Annotated in this window: 10 protein-coding genes; 5 read left to right on the top strand and 5 right to left on the bottom strand. The window is 62.5% G+C overall.

Features of this window, described 5'->3' with window-relative positions:
* Positions 1 to 36: 36 nt before the first annotated feature.
* Positions 37 to 1278 carry a urate hydroxylase PuuD gene (locus AADW23_RS13030; protein ID WP_341861376.1) on the top strand — a complete coding sequence of 414 codons (1242 nt, stop codon included), beginning with the start codon at positions 37 to 39 and terminating at the stop codon, positions 1276 to 1278.
* A gap of 231 nt (positions 1279 to 1509) precedes the next feature.
* Here the strand turns inward: AADW23_RS13030 and AADW23_RS13025 are convergent, their stop codons facing one another.
* Both AADW23_RS13025 and hdhA read right to left on the bottom strand, forming a co-directional pair.
* The gene (locus AADW23_RS13025) at positions 1510 to 3141 is read right to left on the bottom strand and encodes a serine hydrolase (protein ID WP_341861375.1); all 1632 of its coding nucleotides are present in this window, start codon (positions 3139 to 3141) and stop codon (positions 1510 to 1512) included.
* A 4-nt stretch (positions 3142 to 3145) separates the two neighbouring features.
* Positions 3146 to 3913, bottom strand: a complete 768-nt coding sequence (gene hdhA, locus AADW23_RS13020; RefSeq protein ID WP_341861374.1) for a 7-alpha-hydroxysteroid dehydrogenase — start codon at positions 3911 to 3913, stop codon at positions 3146 to 3148.
* A gap of 259 nt (positions 3914 to 4172) precedes the next feature.
* Here hdhA and AADW23_RS13015 point away from each other — a divergent pair, with 259 nt between their 5' ends.
* Together AADW23_RS13015 and AADW23_RS13010 are read left to right on the top strand one after the other, a co-directional pair.
* Positions 4173 to 5255, top strand: a complete 1083-nt coding sequence (locus tag AADW23_RS13015) for an AI-2E family transporter (RefSeq protein WP_341861373.1) — start codon at positions 4173 to 4175, stop codon at positions 5253 to 5255.
* Positions 5256 to 5567: 312 nt separating this feature from the next.
* Positions 5568 to 6167: a YdcF family protein gene (locus AADW23_RS13010; protein ID WP_341861372.1), complete on the top strand. Its 600-nt coding sequence runs from the start codon at positions 5568 to 5570 to the stop codon at positions 6165 to 6167.
* Positions 6168 to 6180: 13 nt separating this feature from the next.
* Here the strand turns inward: AADW23_RS13010 and AADW23_RS13005 are convergent, their stop codons facing one another.
* Both AADW23_RS13005 and AADW23_RS13000 read right to left on the bottom strand, forming a co-directional pair.
* On the bottom strand, positions 6181 to 7524 hold the full coding sequence (locus tag AADW23_RS13005; RefSeq protein WP_341861371.1) for a PQQ-binding-like beta-propeller repeat protein: 1344 nt from the start codon (positions 7522 to 7524) through the stop codon (positions 6181 to 6183).
* Between the two features lie 100 nt (positions 7525 to 7624).
* A complete protein-coding gene (locus AADW23_RS13000; RefSeq protein WP_341861370.1) occupies positions 7625 to 8458 on the bottom strand; it encodes a hypothetical protein in 834 nt (277 codons plus the stop codon).
* 295 nt (positions 8459 to 8753) lie between these two features.
* On the opposite strand from AADW23_RS13000, the gene AADW23_RS12995 reads away from it, so the two are divergent.
* Entirely contained in the window at positions 8754 to 10106 is a 1353-nt protein-coding gene (locus tag AADW23_RS12995) for an efflux RND transporter periplasmic adaptor subunit (protein ID WP_341861369.1), read from the top strand.
* Positions 10103 to 13987 carry an efflux RND transporter permease subunit gene (locus AADW23_RS12990; protein WP_341861368.1) on the top strand — a complete coding sequence of 1295 codons (3885 nt, stop codon included), beginning with the start codon at positions 10103 to 10105 and terminating at the stop codon, positions 13985 to 13987. The genes AADW23_RS12995 and AADW23_RS12990 overlap by 4 nt, the downstream gene beginning before the upstream one ends.
* 222 nt (positions 13988 to 14209) lie before the next feature.
* Here AADW23_RS12990 and AADW23_RS12985 read toward each other — a convergent pair whose 3' ends face one another.
* The gene (locus tag AADW23_RS12985; protein ID WP_341864329.1) at positions 14210 to 16009 is read right to left on the bottom strand and encodes an ABC transporter ATP-binding protein/permease; all 1800 of its coding nucleotides are present in this window, start codon (positions 16007 to 16009) and stop codon (positions 14210 to 14212) included.
* Positions 16010 to 16098 lie beyond the last annotated feature (89 nt).

Here is a 16098-nt window from a genome sequence, read left to right as displayed (position 1 = left end):
GGGTGGCACAAATTACGACTTTTTGGGAGACAGGTCATGTTCGATTTTCTTGTCATGTGGGACTGGATCGCCTTCGCGGTCCGCTGGTTGCACGTCATCACGGCGATGGCGTGGATCGGCGCATCCTTCTATTTCATCGCGCTTGATTTGATGCTGAAACCATCGCCCGCCCTGCCTGAGGGCGCCTCGGGGGAGGAATGGGAAGTTCACGGTGGTGGCTTCTACCGCACGGTGAAATACAACGTCGCCCCTTCCGAGATGCCAGAGCATCTGACCTGGCACAAATGGCAAAGCTACACCACGTGGCTGTCGGGGGCGGCGCTTTTGATGATCGTGTATTGGGTGGGCGGCGAGATCTTCCTGCTCGACCCCAACCGCGCCGACATTTCCCTGTTTCTAGGCATCCTGATTTCCGCGGGCTCGCTCGGCATCGGCTGGCTTGCCTATGACTTCATGTGCAAATCCAAGCTGGCGGATCACCCAACGATCCTGATGTTGCTGCTGTTCGTGATCCTCGTGATCATGTCTTGGGGCTACAATCAGGTCTTCACGGGCCGCGCCGCGCTGCTGCACCTGGGGGCGTTTACTGCCACAATCATGACCGCAAACGTGTTCTTTCAGATCATGCCGAACCAGCGGATCGTGGTGAAGGACCTCATGGAAGGGCGCACGCCGGATGCCAAGTACGGCAAGATCGCCAAGGTCCGCTCCACCCACAACAACTACCTGACACTGCCGGTCATTTTCCTGATGCTGTCCAACCACTACCCCCTGTCCTTCGCGACGGAGTATTCGTGGATCATTGCCGCCCTGATCTTTCTGACCGGGGTCACGATCCGGCATTACTTCAACACCATGCACAAGACGGGCAAGGGCCCCCATTGGACATGGGCCGTCACGGTTTTACTGTTCATCGCCATCGCATGGCTGTCCACCGCCCCCATGGGCGACACCTACGAGGAAGCGGAGGCGCGCGCCTTCACCCCCTACGAGGAGCAGTTCGTCCAGGCCGCTACCTGGGAGGATGCCCGTCAGATCGTGATGGGCAACTGCTCTATGTGCCACGCGCGTGAGCCCGTTTGGCCCGGCATGATGTGGGCCCCGCGCAATGTCGTGCTGGAGACAGATCAGGACATCGCGCGCCATGCGCAGCAGATCGTGCTGCACGCCGGATACTCTGGCGCCATGCCGCCCCCCAATGCGGTCTCGACGATGACACCGGAGAACCGCGCAATCCTTGTGGCTTGGTACAACGAGGCCACCCGCGGCGCGGAATAAGTCGCGGCGAGCCGGAGCTTTGGGCGCGTCTTCAAACGACGAGACGCAGGGCATGCGGCGGCTTGTCTTTCGAACCGAGAGTTTTGATTTCCAACGCGACGGGGGGCGCGACGGGGGGGCGGTAATCCGCGATCTCTTTGCAGATCAGCCAGACCGCGTACAAGCCGCACCCACCAAACACGGGCGGAAACCGCGCTCTGTGTTCCTTGGATTTGTCCTTATTGCCGTATCTCAACGTCTCCGCGCGGCAATGGTCTCACCGCCGTCCGTCGTGAGGACCAGCGCGCCGGTGGCGTCGATCTCGAACGAGACCGCGGCGGGCAGCAGCGCCAGCAGCCGCTGTTCCTGATGCGCCACGGCCTCGGGACAGGCCATCATCGTGGTGCCGGAAAGCATCACAGACAAACCGGTGTCCGTGGCTTCATAGCTACCGATCAGGCGGTTGCAGCTGGCATTTCCGGCCAAGGACCCATCGGGCAGGAACTCCAGGCTGGCGGGGCTGTTGTCGATAACACCCCGGCCCGCGATATCTTCGATGACCCACTCCGGCCCCGTGAGGTTCGGCGCGGTTTGCGACATCAGATACTCGGCCACCGCGCGGTAGGCGGGCAGCGACGTAGGATCACTGGCCGCGTTTCCGGCAACGGGGTGCGACGCAAAACGCACGATCACCATCTCGGCCGTGGGGTCAATCCAGATGGTTTGGCCGTGAACACCACGGGCTGCGAACGAGCCATCGTCGTCATGGCTGACCCACCACATGCCACGATAGCTCCAATCGGGCAGCAGGTCGTAGCCCGCGCGGGCAAAGGCCTGGGGCGAGCCACCTTGGCGAATCCGGTCAATGGCCGCCCTCGGCAGAACCTGTTCGCCGTTCCACGCGCCATCTTGCAAGATCAGCTGACCCAGCCGCCCCATGTCGCGCAGCGTGGCATTGAACCCGCCCCCCGCGAAAGGTGTGCCGATGGAATCAACGGTGTAGAACGCCTCCCGCTCGGCCCCGATACGCGACCAGATGCGGTCAGAGAAGTAGTCGGCAACCGACATGCCCGTGGTTCGGGCAATCAGCCACCCTGCGGCGTCGGAGTTGATGGTGCGGTAGCCAAACGCCTCACCATGGGTGCCATTGGCCTCCACCGTTTGCAGATAGTCAAAGTAGCTGCGCGGTCCCTCGTAGCCTTCTGGCACGGGCAGAGGCGACCCGGCCTGCGCGTAGGTCCAAACCTCGGCATCGGGGTCGCTATAGTCCTCAGAATAGTCGAGCGCGGTGGTCATCTCCACCACCTGACCCACTGTCGCGTTGCCGAAACCGCTATCGGCCAACTCCGGGATAAGATCACCCACAAGGGCCGTCTCATCCAACGCACCTTCTGCAATCAAGACCTCGGCCATTAATCCGGTAAGGCTCTTGGTGACCGACATCGCGCCGTGCAGGGTCTGCGCGTTCAGGCAACCGTCATAGCGTTCATAGACGATGCGCCCCTGATGCAGAACAAGGATGCCGTCGGTGTAGTTGGCGTCAAACGCGGCGTCCCACGTCATTTCGTCACCACCGCCGAGGGGCGTGAAGGTCACGGCGTTGATCCCTGCGTCCAATGCCACCGGCAAGTCGCTTGTGCCGCCATTGCGCACGGCAACCGTCGGCATCAATTCGCGGAAATGACAGACCGTCCAGCGCAGGCGCGGGAAGGCAAAGTAATCAGGGTCCGTGAAACGGATCATCTGATCGGCGGCGGGGGGAAAGCCCTGCATCCAGCCCATCGTGATCGGGTTCGACGCCGTGGCGTCCAGTGTTTCCTGCGCCATGGCGGGTGCTCCGAGTGTCAAAGTTGCGGCCATGGCCGCTGTCATCATCTTTTTCATAGTCTTACCCCAGTTCCTGCACGCCGCCGCCCGAGACGGTCAAAATTTGTCCACTGACCCACGAGGCCGCCGGAGAGCATAGAAACAGCGCCGCGTTGGCCATGTCCTGCGCGGCCCCGAGGCGGTGGATTGGAGTGTGCTCCAACATCTTCGCCTCGATCTCATCCGTCAGCACCGACTCTAGCGCCGCTGTGCGCGTGGCTCCGGGGGCTACTCCATTTACGCGGATACCCTTGGGGCCGAGGTCAAACGCGATATTGCGGATCAGGTGGTTCGTTGCCGCCTTGGAAGAGCCGTAGGAGGCCATCCGTCGGTTCTTGTTCTCCCCCGCCATCGACGTCACCGCCAGCATTGCGCCGCCGCCTGCCTTCTCCATCTCGGGCGCGGCCAATTGCGCCAGCCGGAACAAGGAGAACACGTTCAGATCATAGGCAAACTTGAAATCATCCATCGGCATATCAAACGGCTTCGGACCACCGCCACCGGCGTTGCTGACCAGGATCGTGAGTTTCCCAAACGCGGCGACCGTCTCGGCCACCACGGCGGACAGATCTTCTTCAACCGTCACATTGCAAGCAATCGCGCGGGCCGTGCCGCCTGCTGCCGTGATCTCATCCGCAACACCGCGCGCGGTTTCCAGATCAAGATCACTGACCATGACCGACGCCCCCGCCGCCCCAAGGGTCATGGCGATGGCACGGCCAATTCCGGCCCCTGCCCCGGTCACCAGAGCGACATCGCCCGCAACCTCAAAGTTCGAAGATTTGTACATGTTGATCGCTCCATCAAAACCGAGCGGCGGCCGCTCTGTCGCTTAAAGGTTCCCAGGCGTCCGGGACGAAGGCCTTGCCAAGGGGCAGGCCAATGTCGGATTAATCCTTGGGCGGCGCTTTCGCTCAGGCCGACGCGCCTGACATGTTATCGCGCGCCGCTGCATTCAACCCCGGCGCACATCCCCGGCGGGTCACATCGGCCGGTTCTGGCCGACCCGGTACGGTGACGGTGCCCACGACGAATGATTGGACGAACGAATGACCACACCCCAGCCGCGAACACAGACGCCGCGTCTTCAGACGATCGTCCATGCCATCTTGCTGGTCGTGATGGTGGGGTATCTTCTGGTCATCGGGCAGTCATTGCTGCTGCCGATCTTCGTCGCCGTGATTTCAGTCTACGTTCTGGTGTCTGCAAGCAATTCGTTGGGCAACATCCCTGTGATCGGGCAGCTGCCGGCTTGGGCGCGACGGAGCATCGTCTTGCTCGCATTCGTTCTTGCGGTTGTAGCTCTGACGGGCGTTGTCATCTCCACCGGTGGGCAATTGCTGGCTGAAATCCCCACATATCAGGCGAATCTCGAACAGCTTGCCGAGCGCCTGATCGCGACTGCGGGGTTTGAGGTGCCGGAAGACTGGAGCGGCGTGTGGGAGGCCACCATAGGTCAGATCAACCTGCAATCCGTTGCCACAACCGCCCTTGGGTCGCTGGGGTCGCTGGCGGGCGTGATCTTCCTAGTGGTCATCTACGCGATGTTTCTGATGGGCGAACGGGGCGGCTTCGCTCACAAGGTGGCCATTGCCCTGCCCGGCGAAGGCGGTGTGCAGGCCCAAAGCATCATCTCTGACATCAACACAAGGATCGGCGACTACCTTGCCGTGAAGACCCTGATCAACGTGATCCTTGCCTCAATTTCCTACGTGGTGATGTGGGCTTTTGGCGTCGATTTCGCGCTATTTTGGGCCATCTTCATCGGTCTTCTGAACTACATCCCCTATGTCGGCTCTCTCATCGGCGTCGTCTTTCCGGTCGCGCTAACGCTGGCGCAATTCGGCTCGCTCCAGACGACCGCCTTCGTGCTTGCGCTGTTGGCGGGCGCACAACTGTGGGTTGGTAATTTTCTGGAGCCGAAGATGATCGGAAAGCGGGTGAACCTATCTCCTTTCGTTGTCCTCGTTTCCTTGACCCTATGGACATCGCTGTGGGGTGTTGCGGGCAGCATCTTGGCAATTCCACTCACGTCGATCCTTGCCATCATCCTGGGCCATGTCCCTGCCACGCGCCCAATCGCGGTTTTCCTGGCCGATGACCCCGATCAACCGGCACGCGGAACCCCGTGACCCCGCCTTTGCGCTTGCTGCGGGTCATCTTCGCGCCCCCCCCCCCCCGCGCATCGGTGTCGTACCACCACAGCGAGGGGGGAAGCTGTCTTGTCGCCTTGAACCTTATTGCCCCCCTTAAGCGGTGGACCCGGCCAATGCCGTGCTTCGCCTTTCGATAGATACGGAACAATAGAATTTGGTCGTACAGGCAAGAAAACCGTAATTTCAAAAGGCCGGAGTTTTTATGGCCCCCCTGACGGCAGCCGCACAAGGAACTGAACTTTTGCACAACACCAAGATCCTGATTGCCCCATTGATGATCGAGCTGGAATGAACCGCGCGGGTCAAACCCTCCGTCTGGTTCTTCTGATCTATCTCCAGACGCTGTTGATTGTCGTCGCCGTTGAATTCTTTTGGCCGCGCGACACCCTTCCCGCGTCAGCCGATGCGATCATTTGCTTAGGCGGAAGCGCGTCCCAAGAGGCGTTGGGCGTGGATGCCACCCAAAGAGCCGCCCGCTGTGTCGACCTGTTTCAGGCAGGCGTTGCCCCCGCAGTCATCTTCTCTGGCACCGTCGCCGCACCTCTCATGGCGGAATACACCCTTGCCCAGGGTGTCCCGGAAGACGCTGTTTTTGTAGAGGATCGCAGCCGCTCAACCCTGCAAAACGCGCGGTTTACGGCGGGCATGCTGGCGCCGGACGCGCGGGTGGTTGTGGTCAGCAATGCTTACCACTTGCCCCGGTCCGCCGTTTCGTTCTGGGTAATGGGATACCGCGATGTGGCTTTGGCGGCGGCAGGGCCACCATCGCTTCGGCCCCGGCCCCTTTTGCGCGAAGCGCTCGCCATCTGGTTCAACATGGGGCGTGTGGTGCTGTGGTGGGCAACACCCTGGATGGATGAGGCGCCCCGCACGGCGTTGCTGGCCTGAGGCTTGTTAACGCTTAACGGAACGCCGTCAGGCGGCCATCTTCGGTCACCACCAAAAGCGTATCGCCCACAATGATGGGATGCGCTGCAGCGCCCTGGCGCAGCTCCAGCGCGCCGGTCAATGCGCCGGACTCGGGGCTGAAGAACCGCACATTGCCATCGCCCGAGGCCATCACCAGACGCCCGCCCGCAAGGATCGGGCCGAAGTGCGTATAGACGGCGCGGCGGCGACGCTCGCGGTCATTGACGTAGAGCGGCAGTTCCGTGCCCCAAACCCGCGCGCCGGAGCCCGCATCAAGGCGGATCAGCTCGTTACGATCCGAGATGAAGAACAAATCGCCCCCGGTGTGCAGAACCGGCGAATAGGCGCCCTCGTCCGCTTGCCACAGCTGCGATCCACGGGCGGTGTCAAAGGCCACAACACGGCCCGATTGGTTGCCGATGTAGACGCGGTTGCCCACAACGACCGGATCACTGGTGACATCGTTGATGTTGGCATACGCCACGCCATTGCGGCCCGCTGCAACGGAGGTGTTCCACAGAAACGCGCTGGAACGGCGCAACACGCCACCGATCTCGCCCGAACCGAAAGGCATGATGACAAGGCGGCCCGATACCGCGGGGGCGGCCCCTCCGGCCAGCACTGCGCCCGTGGCCGTGCCCGGCACGTTCCATTCCAAACGGCCTGTGTCGGCGTCAATCGCCCACCCCTGGTTATTGCGGCTCACCACATAAACGGTGCCGTCGGCAATGGTCGGCGCGCCGATGCCTGCATCCAGGCGCTGGCGCCAAGCCACGGCGCCCGAGGCCGCGTCGAGCGCGATCAGCTCTCCAAACCCTGTCGTGACGAACAAGCGCCCGCCCGAGACGGCCAAGCCGCCGCCCGAGATATTCCCGCCCCGGTCAAAGCCCGGCTGCAAGTCAGCGGTCCAGAGAGCCGCGCCAGAAGTGACCGACGTGGCCACAACACCGGCCCGAGAATCCATCGTGAACACGCGGCCATCGGCGGCAACGGGATCGGCGGTAATACGGTGACGGCGCGAGTTCCCCTGCCCGATCTCAGCTGTCCAAACAGCCGTCGGATTGGCGCTCAGCGTGGCATGGGGGGTCCGGTTCAACGCATTGTAGCCGCGCTGTTCCCAAGCGCTCAGACGCGCCGCAGAGGGCAAGCTAATGGCGCGGGGACCATCGGTTGTCACCTCGACACCTGCGCCGCCGTCCAGCACCGCATCGACCGAGAAGCGTTCCCCCGGCAAGATCGTTTCGCGTTCACAGCCGACAAGAACCAGCGATGTGACCAAAGCCACCCCCGCTTTCAGAAGCGTCTTCGAAGAAATCATCGTGCTTGCAAGGCTCATGCCGCGTCCACCACTCGTTCCGGGACCAGAGGCATTGGCATCGGCCAAATCCGGTCCTTACGTTTTCGTCCTTCGGGCTTTAGGCGCAAATGCGCGGGCCCTATTCTTCCTCGACCGCGCCTTCGGCGGGCTCTTGTTCCGCTTCCGCACCCGCGTCAACGTCGCCGCCTTCGGCTGCTTCCGTGTCCGCGTCGCCTTCGGCATCCGCTTCTACAGGCGCTGCCTCCTCAGCTGGCGCGTCCTCGGCGGGGCTCGCTTCTTCTTCCGCGGGCTCAACCGGCGCGTCTTCCAAGACTGCACCACTTTCCAGCGCCACAATCAACTGCGCTGCGCGTTGTTGCAAGCCTGCCGTTGCCGCGGCGCTGCGCTCAATCGCCCGCAAACGATCCAACGCGGCATCCAGATCACCGGCGCGAACTTCCATCAGGGCCAATTGTTCCTCGGCCAATGCCGAATAAGGCGCGCCGGGGGCGGCAAGCGCCTCGAGCACGATACGCGCTTCCGCTTCGGGTGCGGGGTCGAGCATTTCGGCCTTCAATAGCGCCAGATCCACATAGCGACGTGCCACGCCAGGGGCATCGGCGGCGGCCCGCAAACGGGCGGCGGCATCAACGCGGTCCTCGCCATTGGCGGCCTCTCCAGCGGTCAAAAGCGCCAGAATGATGCTTGCTTCGGCAGAGGGCGTTTCCACAGCTTCAAGCGCCGCAATGCGGGCTTGGGTGTCTTCGGCGTCCAACGCTTGCAAAAGGGCGTCGCCAAAAGCCTCGGCCTGGGCGCGGTCTTGGGCGCTTTTCCATTCCAGATAGGCTGCACCGCCCACAATGGCGAGCACCAGCAATACGGGGATCCAACCCCAACGGCGCATCAACCCATAAAGACGGTCGCGGCGGACCTCTTCGCTGACCTCATCAATAAAACTGTCTGTATTGGCCATGGACGCCGCTCCACCCCGGATCATTCATTGTTGGCACCGACTTACCCCGCCTTTACCCATGGGGGCAAGGCCCCCTGGTCGCGATGGGATAACCCGTGCGCGACACGATCTCATGAACACCGGGACGCCCCTCGTTTTACGGCTTGGTCTGATCCGCTCTGAGGCCTTCGGTTCGCGCTTGCGCAGGCTGTACACAGGTCGTAAACTGAACTGGTCGGTTTAGCACTTTGAACCTGCATGACACGATACGCGCCCCTTCGACGGAAATTTAGGGTCGGACCAGAGAGGTTCTTGGATGAAGTTGTTCCCGATGCTGACCGCGGCGATTGTGTGCGTGGTCTTGTATTTTGCCATTCTGGACCGCCAAACTTTGGTTGATTTTGCCGATGGATTCGTCTCGACGGCGGGCGACATTATTCCAGAACCCAACAATGTGCCGACAGATATCACGCCGCTGGACGCGGATGAGGCCGACATCTCGGACACGGACGAGGGCCTGATCAGCGTGGTTGTGCGCCGGTCCGAGGCGCAGATCACCGAGAATGCCGTGGTGTTGCGGGGCCGGACCGAAGCCTTGCGTTTGGTCGATGTGGCGTCCGAGACATCGGGGCGCATCATCTCTACTCCCATTCGGGCGGGCGCTTTCGTGGAAGAAGGCCAAGTGATGTGCGAGATTGATCCCGGCACATCCGGCACCGCGTTGGAAGAAGCCCAAGCCCGCCTTGGCGAGGCGCAGGCTCGTGTCCCCGAGGCCGAGGCCCGCATTCCGGAGGCAGAGGCCCGTCTACCGGAAGCCCGCGCCATGCTGGCACAGGCGCAGGCGCAGCTGACATCGGCCCAGATCGACGGCAACGCCGCCACGCGACTGGCGGAATCCGGCTTCGGCTCGGACACCCGCGCCGCCTCGGCCACCGCAGGGGTTGCCGCCGCAGAGGCCGGCGTTGAAAGCGCCATGGCACAGGTGCAAGGGGCGCAAGCGGGCGTTCAAGCGGCGCAGGCCAGCGTGCAATCGGCCCTTGCAGGGGTTCGCGCCGCAGAGGCCGCCGTGACCCGAGCCGAAGAAGCGATCACCATGCTGACGATCCACGCCCCGTTTTCGGGCCTGTTGGAAACCGACACGGCCGAGCTTGGAACACTGATGCAGCCCGGCACGATCTGTGCCACGATCATCCAGTTGGACCCGATCAAACTGGTGGGCTTCGTGCCCGAAGCGCAAGTGGACCGCATCCAGGTGGGGGCAACCGCAGGCGCGGAGCTGGCCAGCGGCCAGCAAGTGCAGGGTGAAGTGACGTTCCTGTCACGCTCCGCCGATGAACGCACACGCACCTTCCGGGTGGAGATCACCGTGCCAAACTCGGCGCTGACAATCCGCGACGGCCAGACCGCCAACATCCTGATCCAGACCGAGGGCGCGCCATCGCATCTGCTGCCCGCCTCCAGCCTGACCCTGAATGACGAGGGGGTTCTCGGGGTGCGCACCGTGGAAGATGGCGTCGTCCAGTTCATCGAGGTGCAACTGATCCGCGACACCGCTCGCGGGGTGCTGTTGTCGGGCCTGCCGGACACCGCCGATGTGATCGTTGTGGGGCAGGAATTCGTGACCGCCGGTGTCGAAGTCGCCACCACGTTTGAGGAGTTGACTCAATGACGGGTGTGATTGACTGGGCCGCCCAACGCGCGCGCATGGTCATCGCCTTTGTGGTCCTTTCCCTTGCCGCTGGCACCGCCGCCTATGTGGGCCTGCCAAAAGAAGGTGAGCCGGATATTGATATCCCCGGCCTCTTCGTGTCGGTGCCCTTCCCCGGTATCTCGGCCCTCGATAGCGAACGCCTACTGGTGCGCCCGATGGAGGCCGAGTTCCAAGACCTCGACGGCTTGTTGACGATCAACGCCACTGCCGCCGAAGGCTACGCAGGGATCTTCCTTGAGTTCGAGTTCGGCTGGGACAAGGGCGAAACCATCGCCGACGTGCGCGACGCCATGGGCCGCGCCGAGGTGCAGTTCCCCGAAGGGGCCGAAAGCTACTCGATTAACGAGATTAACTTCTCTGAATTCCCGATCATGGTCGTGGCCATGTCCGGCTCGGCGCCCGAGCGGACCTTGATCCGTCTCGCCAACGAGATGCAGACCGAACTGGAGGCGCTGTCGCCAATCCTCTCCGCCGGGATCGCCGGTGCCCGGGACGAGATGCTGGAGGTCATCGTCGATCCCCTGGCGCTGGAAGCCTACGACGTGACCGCCGCCGACCTGATTAACGCGGTCCAAGGCAACAACCAACTGATCGCAGCGGGCGAAGTCACGACAGAAAGCGGCTCAATCTCGGTGACGATCCCCGCCAGTTTCGACAACGCCCAAGATGTCTACAACCTTGCCATCTCGGTCAACGGCGACAGGGTCGTGACCCTGGGCGAGCTGGCCGACATTCGCCTGACCTACCAAGACCGCGACGGCACCGCCCGGTTCAACGGCGAAACCACCATCGCTTTGCAGGTGGTCAAACGCCAGGGCTTCAACATCATCGACACCGTCGCCCTGATCCGCGAAACCGTCGCCGCCGTAGAGGCCACCTGGCCAGAGGAGCTTCGCGCATCGGTCCATGTGGAAACCACCCTGGACCAATCGGTGCAGGTGGACGGCATGGTGCGCCAGCTTGAAGGCTCGGTCCTGACGGCGATTGCGCTGGTGATGATCGTGGTGCTGGCAGCCCTCGGCACCCGTTCTGCGCTGCTGGTGGGCTTTGCGATCCCCACATCGTTCTTGTTGTGCTTCATCCTTCTGGGAATCATGGGCATCACCATTTCCAATATCGTGATGTTCGGTCTGATCCTTGCCGTAGGCATGTTGGTGGATGGCGCGATTGTCGTGGTGGAATACGCCGACAGGCGCTTGGCCGAAGGCGCCCGCCCGATGCAGGCCTACGCCGATGCGGCCAAGCGCATGTTCTGGCCCATCGTGTCTTCGACCGCGACGACGCTTTGTGCCTTCCTGCCGATGCTGTTCTGGCCCGGCGTACCCGGTGAATTCATGGGCATGTTGCCCGTGACGCTGATCTTCGTGCTGTCGGCCTCGCTGATCGTGGCGCTGATCTACCTGCCGGTTCTGGGCGGTGTCGCGGCCCGTTTCAGCCGGTTGATCGACACCACGGCGCAAGCCGTCAAGGGCGCGTTGCCTTGGTACCTTCTGCGCCTGATTGTCACCATCGGCATGGCCTATGTGATGTTCCTGTCGGCCCTGCAAGTGGTGCGCAACGGGGTGTTGTTCACCCTGCCCGCCGGGCTTTCCCCCCTGATGCAAATGGCAATCAGCGGCGCGGTCTTCGTCGGCATTTGCGTGGTCATGTCGGTGCTCGTGTCCTCCATCCAGATCCCGCGTCGCGAAAAGAAAGTCACCTCGGGCTACCGCCGCAGCTGGTTCGGCTGGATCATCCATTTCCTGACCGGCAACCCGGTCATGCCTCTGGTCTCCATCGCCGCCGTCAGCGTCTTTGTCGTCAGCGTGTTCACCTACTTCGGCGCCAACAGCCGCGGGGTCGAATTCTTCGTCACCACCGAGCCTGAAACCGCCATCGTCTACGTCCGCGCCCGGGGTAACCTGAGCGTGGATGAACAAGACGCCATGGTCCGCCAAGTCGAAGAAATCGTGCTGAGCCAGGAAGGCGTCCGAGATGTCTTCGCCTTCTCCGGCTCGGGCGGATTGAACAACAACACCGGCGGTGCGGCCGCGCCCGCCGACACCGTGGGTCAGGTCCAGATCGACCTTGAACCCTGGGGCACCCGCCCCGGCGGCGATCTGATCCTGGAGCAATTGCAAACCCGCCTGGACCGCCTTCCCGGTTTCCAGACCGAGATCTTCTCGGTCGCCAATGGTCCGGCGGCAGGCAAGCCGATCTCGCTTCGCTTGTCCGGCGACAATTGGGAAGAACTTCAGGAAGCCACCCGTATCGTGCGCACCTACTACGAGAACCTCGACGGGCTGACCTTGGTGGAAGACACCCTGCCCCTGCCCGGCATCGACTGGCAGATCAACGTCGATGTCGAAGCCGCAGGCCGGTTCGGTGCCGATGTTCAAACCGTGGGCGCCATGGTGCAACTGGTCACCCGTGGCATCTTGCTGGACACAATGCGCGTCCCCACCTCGGACGAGGAAATCGACATCCGCGTGCGCTTCCCTGAAGAGGCCCGGGTGCTTTCCACCCTCGACAGCCTGCGCGTGCGCACCCCCGATGGGCTGATCCCGCTGTCCAACTTCGTCTCCTACGCGCCTGCACCGCAACTGGCCACGATCGAACGTATCGACCAGTCGCGGTTCTTCATGGTGAAGGCCGATGTCCTGTCGGGCCTTGTCAGCGTCACTGATACCGAGGGCGAGACAATCGCCATCCTGCGCGACGTGGCCGAGATTGCTACCGGCGGCACGGCCGATCTCACCATCGATGACACCGAGTATCAGATCTTCAGCGCTTATGATGGCGCGACCGCCGTCGATATCGACGAAGGACTTGCCGATGCAAGCCTGACGACCACACCGGTCAACGCCAATGAGCGTATCCAAGAAATCACCGCCTGGCTGGAGGCCGAAAATCCCCTGCCCGCCTCTGTGTCTTGGGAATGGGCAGGCGACCAGGAGGAGCAGGAAGAATCCCAAGCCTTCCTTTCGTCCGCCTTTGCCGCCGCCCTGGGCCTGATGTTCATCATCCTGCTGGCGCAGTTCAACTCCATCTACAATTCCGTCCTGGTCCTTCTGGCGGTGGTCTTGTCCACCACGGGCGTGCTGATTGGGATGCTGGTTATGGATCAGACCTTCTCCATCATCATGACCGGCACTGGGATCGTGGCACTGGCGGGCATCGTGGTGAACAACAACATCGTTCTGATCGACACCTATCAGGAATACGCCCGGTATATGCCCAAACTCGAAGCCATCGTGCGCACCGCCGAGGCCCGCATCCGCCCGGTCTTGCTTACCACAATCACCACAATGGCAGGCCTCGCCCCAATGATGTACGGCATCTCGCTGGACTTCGGCGCCGGCGGCTACACCGTCAATAGCCCCACCGCCCTTTGGTGGAAACAACTGGCAACGGCGGTCGTCTTTGGCCTGGGTATCGCGACCGTGCTCACCCTCGTGTTCACCCCGTCGCTTCTGGCGCTTCGCGTCTGGTTCTGGACCATCCTTGGCGGCAGCTTCCGGGGCCTTGCCCTCGTGGGGGCGCGCAGGCTGAGCACCCGTGCCCAAGACTGGAGCCTGCAACGCAACGCCCGCCGCACCCGTGATCCGGTGATCTACTGGGATGATGCCCCTGCCGAGGAAATCCTCTCTGATGAGGTTACTCCATCAGAATCCGAACCAACGGAGCCGATCCCAGAGCCGGAACCTCAGACCACCCCCGCCAATGACGTGCCGCTGGCACCGCCGGCGGCCCCCGTTCCGCCGCCCCCGGCCGACGTCCCCGAAGTTCCAGACCCCTTCGAGGACACGGAACTCGATAGCGACATCGGCCCCCAGCCGCCCGTACGCGCCGCTGAGTAACGCAACCAGAAACCGCCGCCGAACAGCAATACGCCCTCGGCGGCGCGACCACGCCTTCATTCCTCGTTCTTCAAATATCCAAAAAACGGCCCGCAGGGCCGGCCTGCCAACCGCTTCCACAGCGCCCGTCAAACGTAGAACCCCACCAAATCACACCGCCGAGGAGCGCGCGAAGCGCCGCGAGGAGGCCGCCGCTGAGCGCCGAAGGCGCGCCCTCGAGGCCTAGTTCAGATCCTCATCCGCCGCCTGTCGGTTCCACAATTGCGCGTAGCGTCCTTCTTGCAGCAACAGCGCCTCGTGGGTGCCTTCCTCGACAACTTCGCCCTTCTCCAGCACCACAATCCGATCCGCTTCCACGATCGTCGAAAGCCGGTGCGCAATGGTCAACACCGTGCGGCCCTCGCCCATGGCTTTCAACTCGGCCTGAATCTCCATCTCCGTGTCGGTGTCCAACGCGCTCGTGGCTTCATCCAGCACAAGGATCGGCGGGTCTTTCAGCAAGGTCCGCGCAATTCCCACGCGCTGTTTCTCTCCGCCCGACAGCTTCAAGCCGCGCTCCCCTACGGGCGTGTCATACCCCTCTGGCAGGGACAGAATAAACTCGTGGATCGCCGCCGCTTTCGCCGCTTGCTCCACCTCCGCCCGGCTGGCCCCGTCGCGGCCATAGGCGATGTTGTAGTAGATCGTGTCGTTGAACAGCACCGTATCTTGCGGCACCACGCCGATCTGTCCGTGGACCGAGGCTTGGGTGACATCCCGCAAATCCTGCCCATCAATGGTGATCCGCCCCGCGCCGACGTCATAGAAGCGGAACATCAGCCGCCCGATGGTGGACTTGCCCGACCCGCTGGACCCGACAACCGCCACCGTTTGCCCCGCAGGGATGTCGATATCGACCCCCTTCAAGATCGGACGCGCGGCGTCATAGCCAAACTTCACGCCTTCCAGCCGCACATTACCGCCAGTTACTTTCAACGGCCCCGCCCCCGGGGCATCGCGCACCTCTTGCGGCTGCTCCAGCAGGTTGAACATCTCGCCCATATCCACCAGCGCTTGGCGGATTTCCCGATAGACCGTCCCCAGAAAGTTCAGCGGCATGGTGATCTGGATCATATAGGCGTTGACCATCACGAAATCGCCCACGGTCAAGGACCCGTCCTGCACCCCGAGGGCCGCCATCACCATGACGATCACCAGCCCCGCCGTGATCAACAACGACTGCCCGAAGTTCAAAAACGCCAAGGAGTACGAGGTCTTCAGCGCCGCTGACTCGTAGCCCGCCATGGCGGCGTCATAACGCTCTGCCTCGCGGGTCTCTGCGCCGAAATACTTCACCGTCTCAAAGTTCAGAAGGCTGTCGATGGCCTTTTGGTTGGCGTCGGTATCCTGGTCATTCATCTCCTTGCGGATGCGCACTCGCCATTCCGTCACCTTGAAGGTGAACCAGATATAGAGACCAATCGTGACCGCCAGAACGATCAGGTAATTGACGTCGAACACCACCGCCAGAATGATCCCGGTCAGGGCCAGTTCCAAGACCAGCGGCCCGATAGAGAACAACAGGAAGCGCAAAAGGAACTCGACCCCTTTGACGCCGCGTTCGATAATCCGACTTAACCCGCCGGTCTTGCGCTGGATGTGGTAGCGCATGGACAGAGCATGGATGTGCTGAAAGGTCTCCAGCGCCAATTGCCGAAGCGCCCGTTGGGCCACCTTGGCAAAGACCGCATCGCGCAATTGGTTGAACCCCACGGTCAAGGCGCGGGCCATGCCGTAGGCGATGGTCAGGCCCACGGCCCCTGCCCCCAACGTCCATGCGGGGCTGACCGAGCCGTCTTGGGCCAACATATCCACCGCGGCCTTGTATAGAAACGGCGTGCCCACCGCGATGACCTTGGCCACCGCCAACATGATTAACGAGATGACGACACGCTGCTTCACCCAAGGCTTGTCCTTGGGCCAAAGGTAGGGCGCGACCTTGCGGATCGTGCGCCAGCCCGAGCGTCGCTCGGCTTCCTCCATCTCTACGGTGGCCGCCGCTTGGGGCTTCTCTGCCGTATCTTCAGGGGTATCGGATTGAGTCGTCGTGTCAGCTGGCATTGTGCGGGCAT

Source organism: Gymnodinialimonas sp. 57CJ19 (genome assembly GCF_038396845.1).
GTDB lineage: Bacteria > Pseudomonadota > Alphaproteobacteria > Rhodobacterales > Rhodobacteraceae > Gymnodinialimonas.
Note: the sequence above shows the minus strand (reverse complement) of the source record. Positions and strands in the feature narration are given on the sequence as shown.

Coding starts and splice junctions, on each gene's coding strand:
- AADW23_RS13025 (WP_341861375.1), bottom strand. CDS start 3,141: ATGAAAAAGATGATGACAGCGGCCATGGCCGCAACTTTGACACTCGGA.
- AADW23_RS13000 (WP_341861370.1), bottom strand. CDS start 8,458: ATGGCCAATACAGACAGTTTTATTGATGAGGTCAGCGAAGAGGTCCGC.
- AADW23_RS13005 (WP_341861371.1), bottom strand. CDS start 7,524: ATGAGCCTTGCAAGCACGATGATTTCTTCGAAGACGCTTCTGAAAGCG.
- AADW23_RS12985 (WP_341864329.1), bottom strand. CDS start 16,009: ATGGAGGAAGCCGAGCGACGCTCGGGCTGGCGCACGATCCGCAAGGTC.
- AADW23_RS13030 (WP_341861376.1), top strand. CDS start 37: ATGTTCGATTTTCTTGTCATGTGGGACTGGATCGCCTTCGCGGTCCGC.
- AADW23_RS12995 (WP_341861369.1), top strand. CDS start 8,754: ATGAAGTTGTTCCCGATGCTGACCGCGGCGATTGTGTGCGTGGTCTTG.
- AADW23_RS13015 (WP_341861373.1), top strand. CDS start 4,173: ATGACCACACCCCAGCCGCGAACACAGACGCCGCGTCTTCAGACGATC.
- hdhA (WP_341861374.1), bottom strand. CDS start 3,913: ATGTACAAATCTTCGAACTTTGAGGTTGCGGGCGATGTCGCTCTGGTG.
- AADW23_RS12990 (WP_341861368.1), top strand. CDS start 10,103: ATGACGGGTGTGATTGACTGGGCCGCCCAACGCGCGCGCATGGTCATC.
- AADW23_RS13010 (WP_341861372.1), top strand. CDS start 5,568: ATGAACCGCGCGGGTCAAACCCTCCGTCTGGTTCTTCTGATCTATCTC.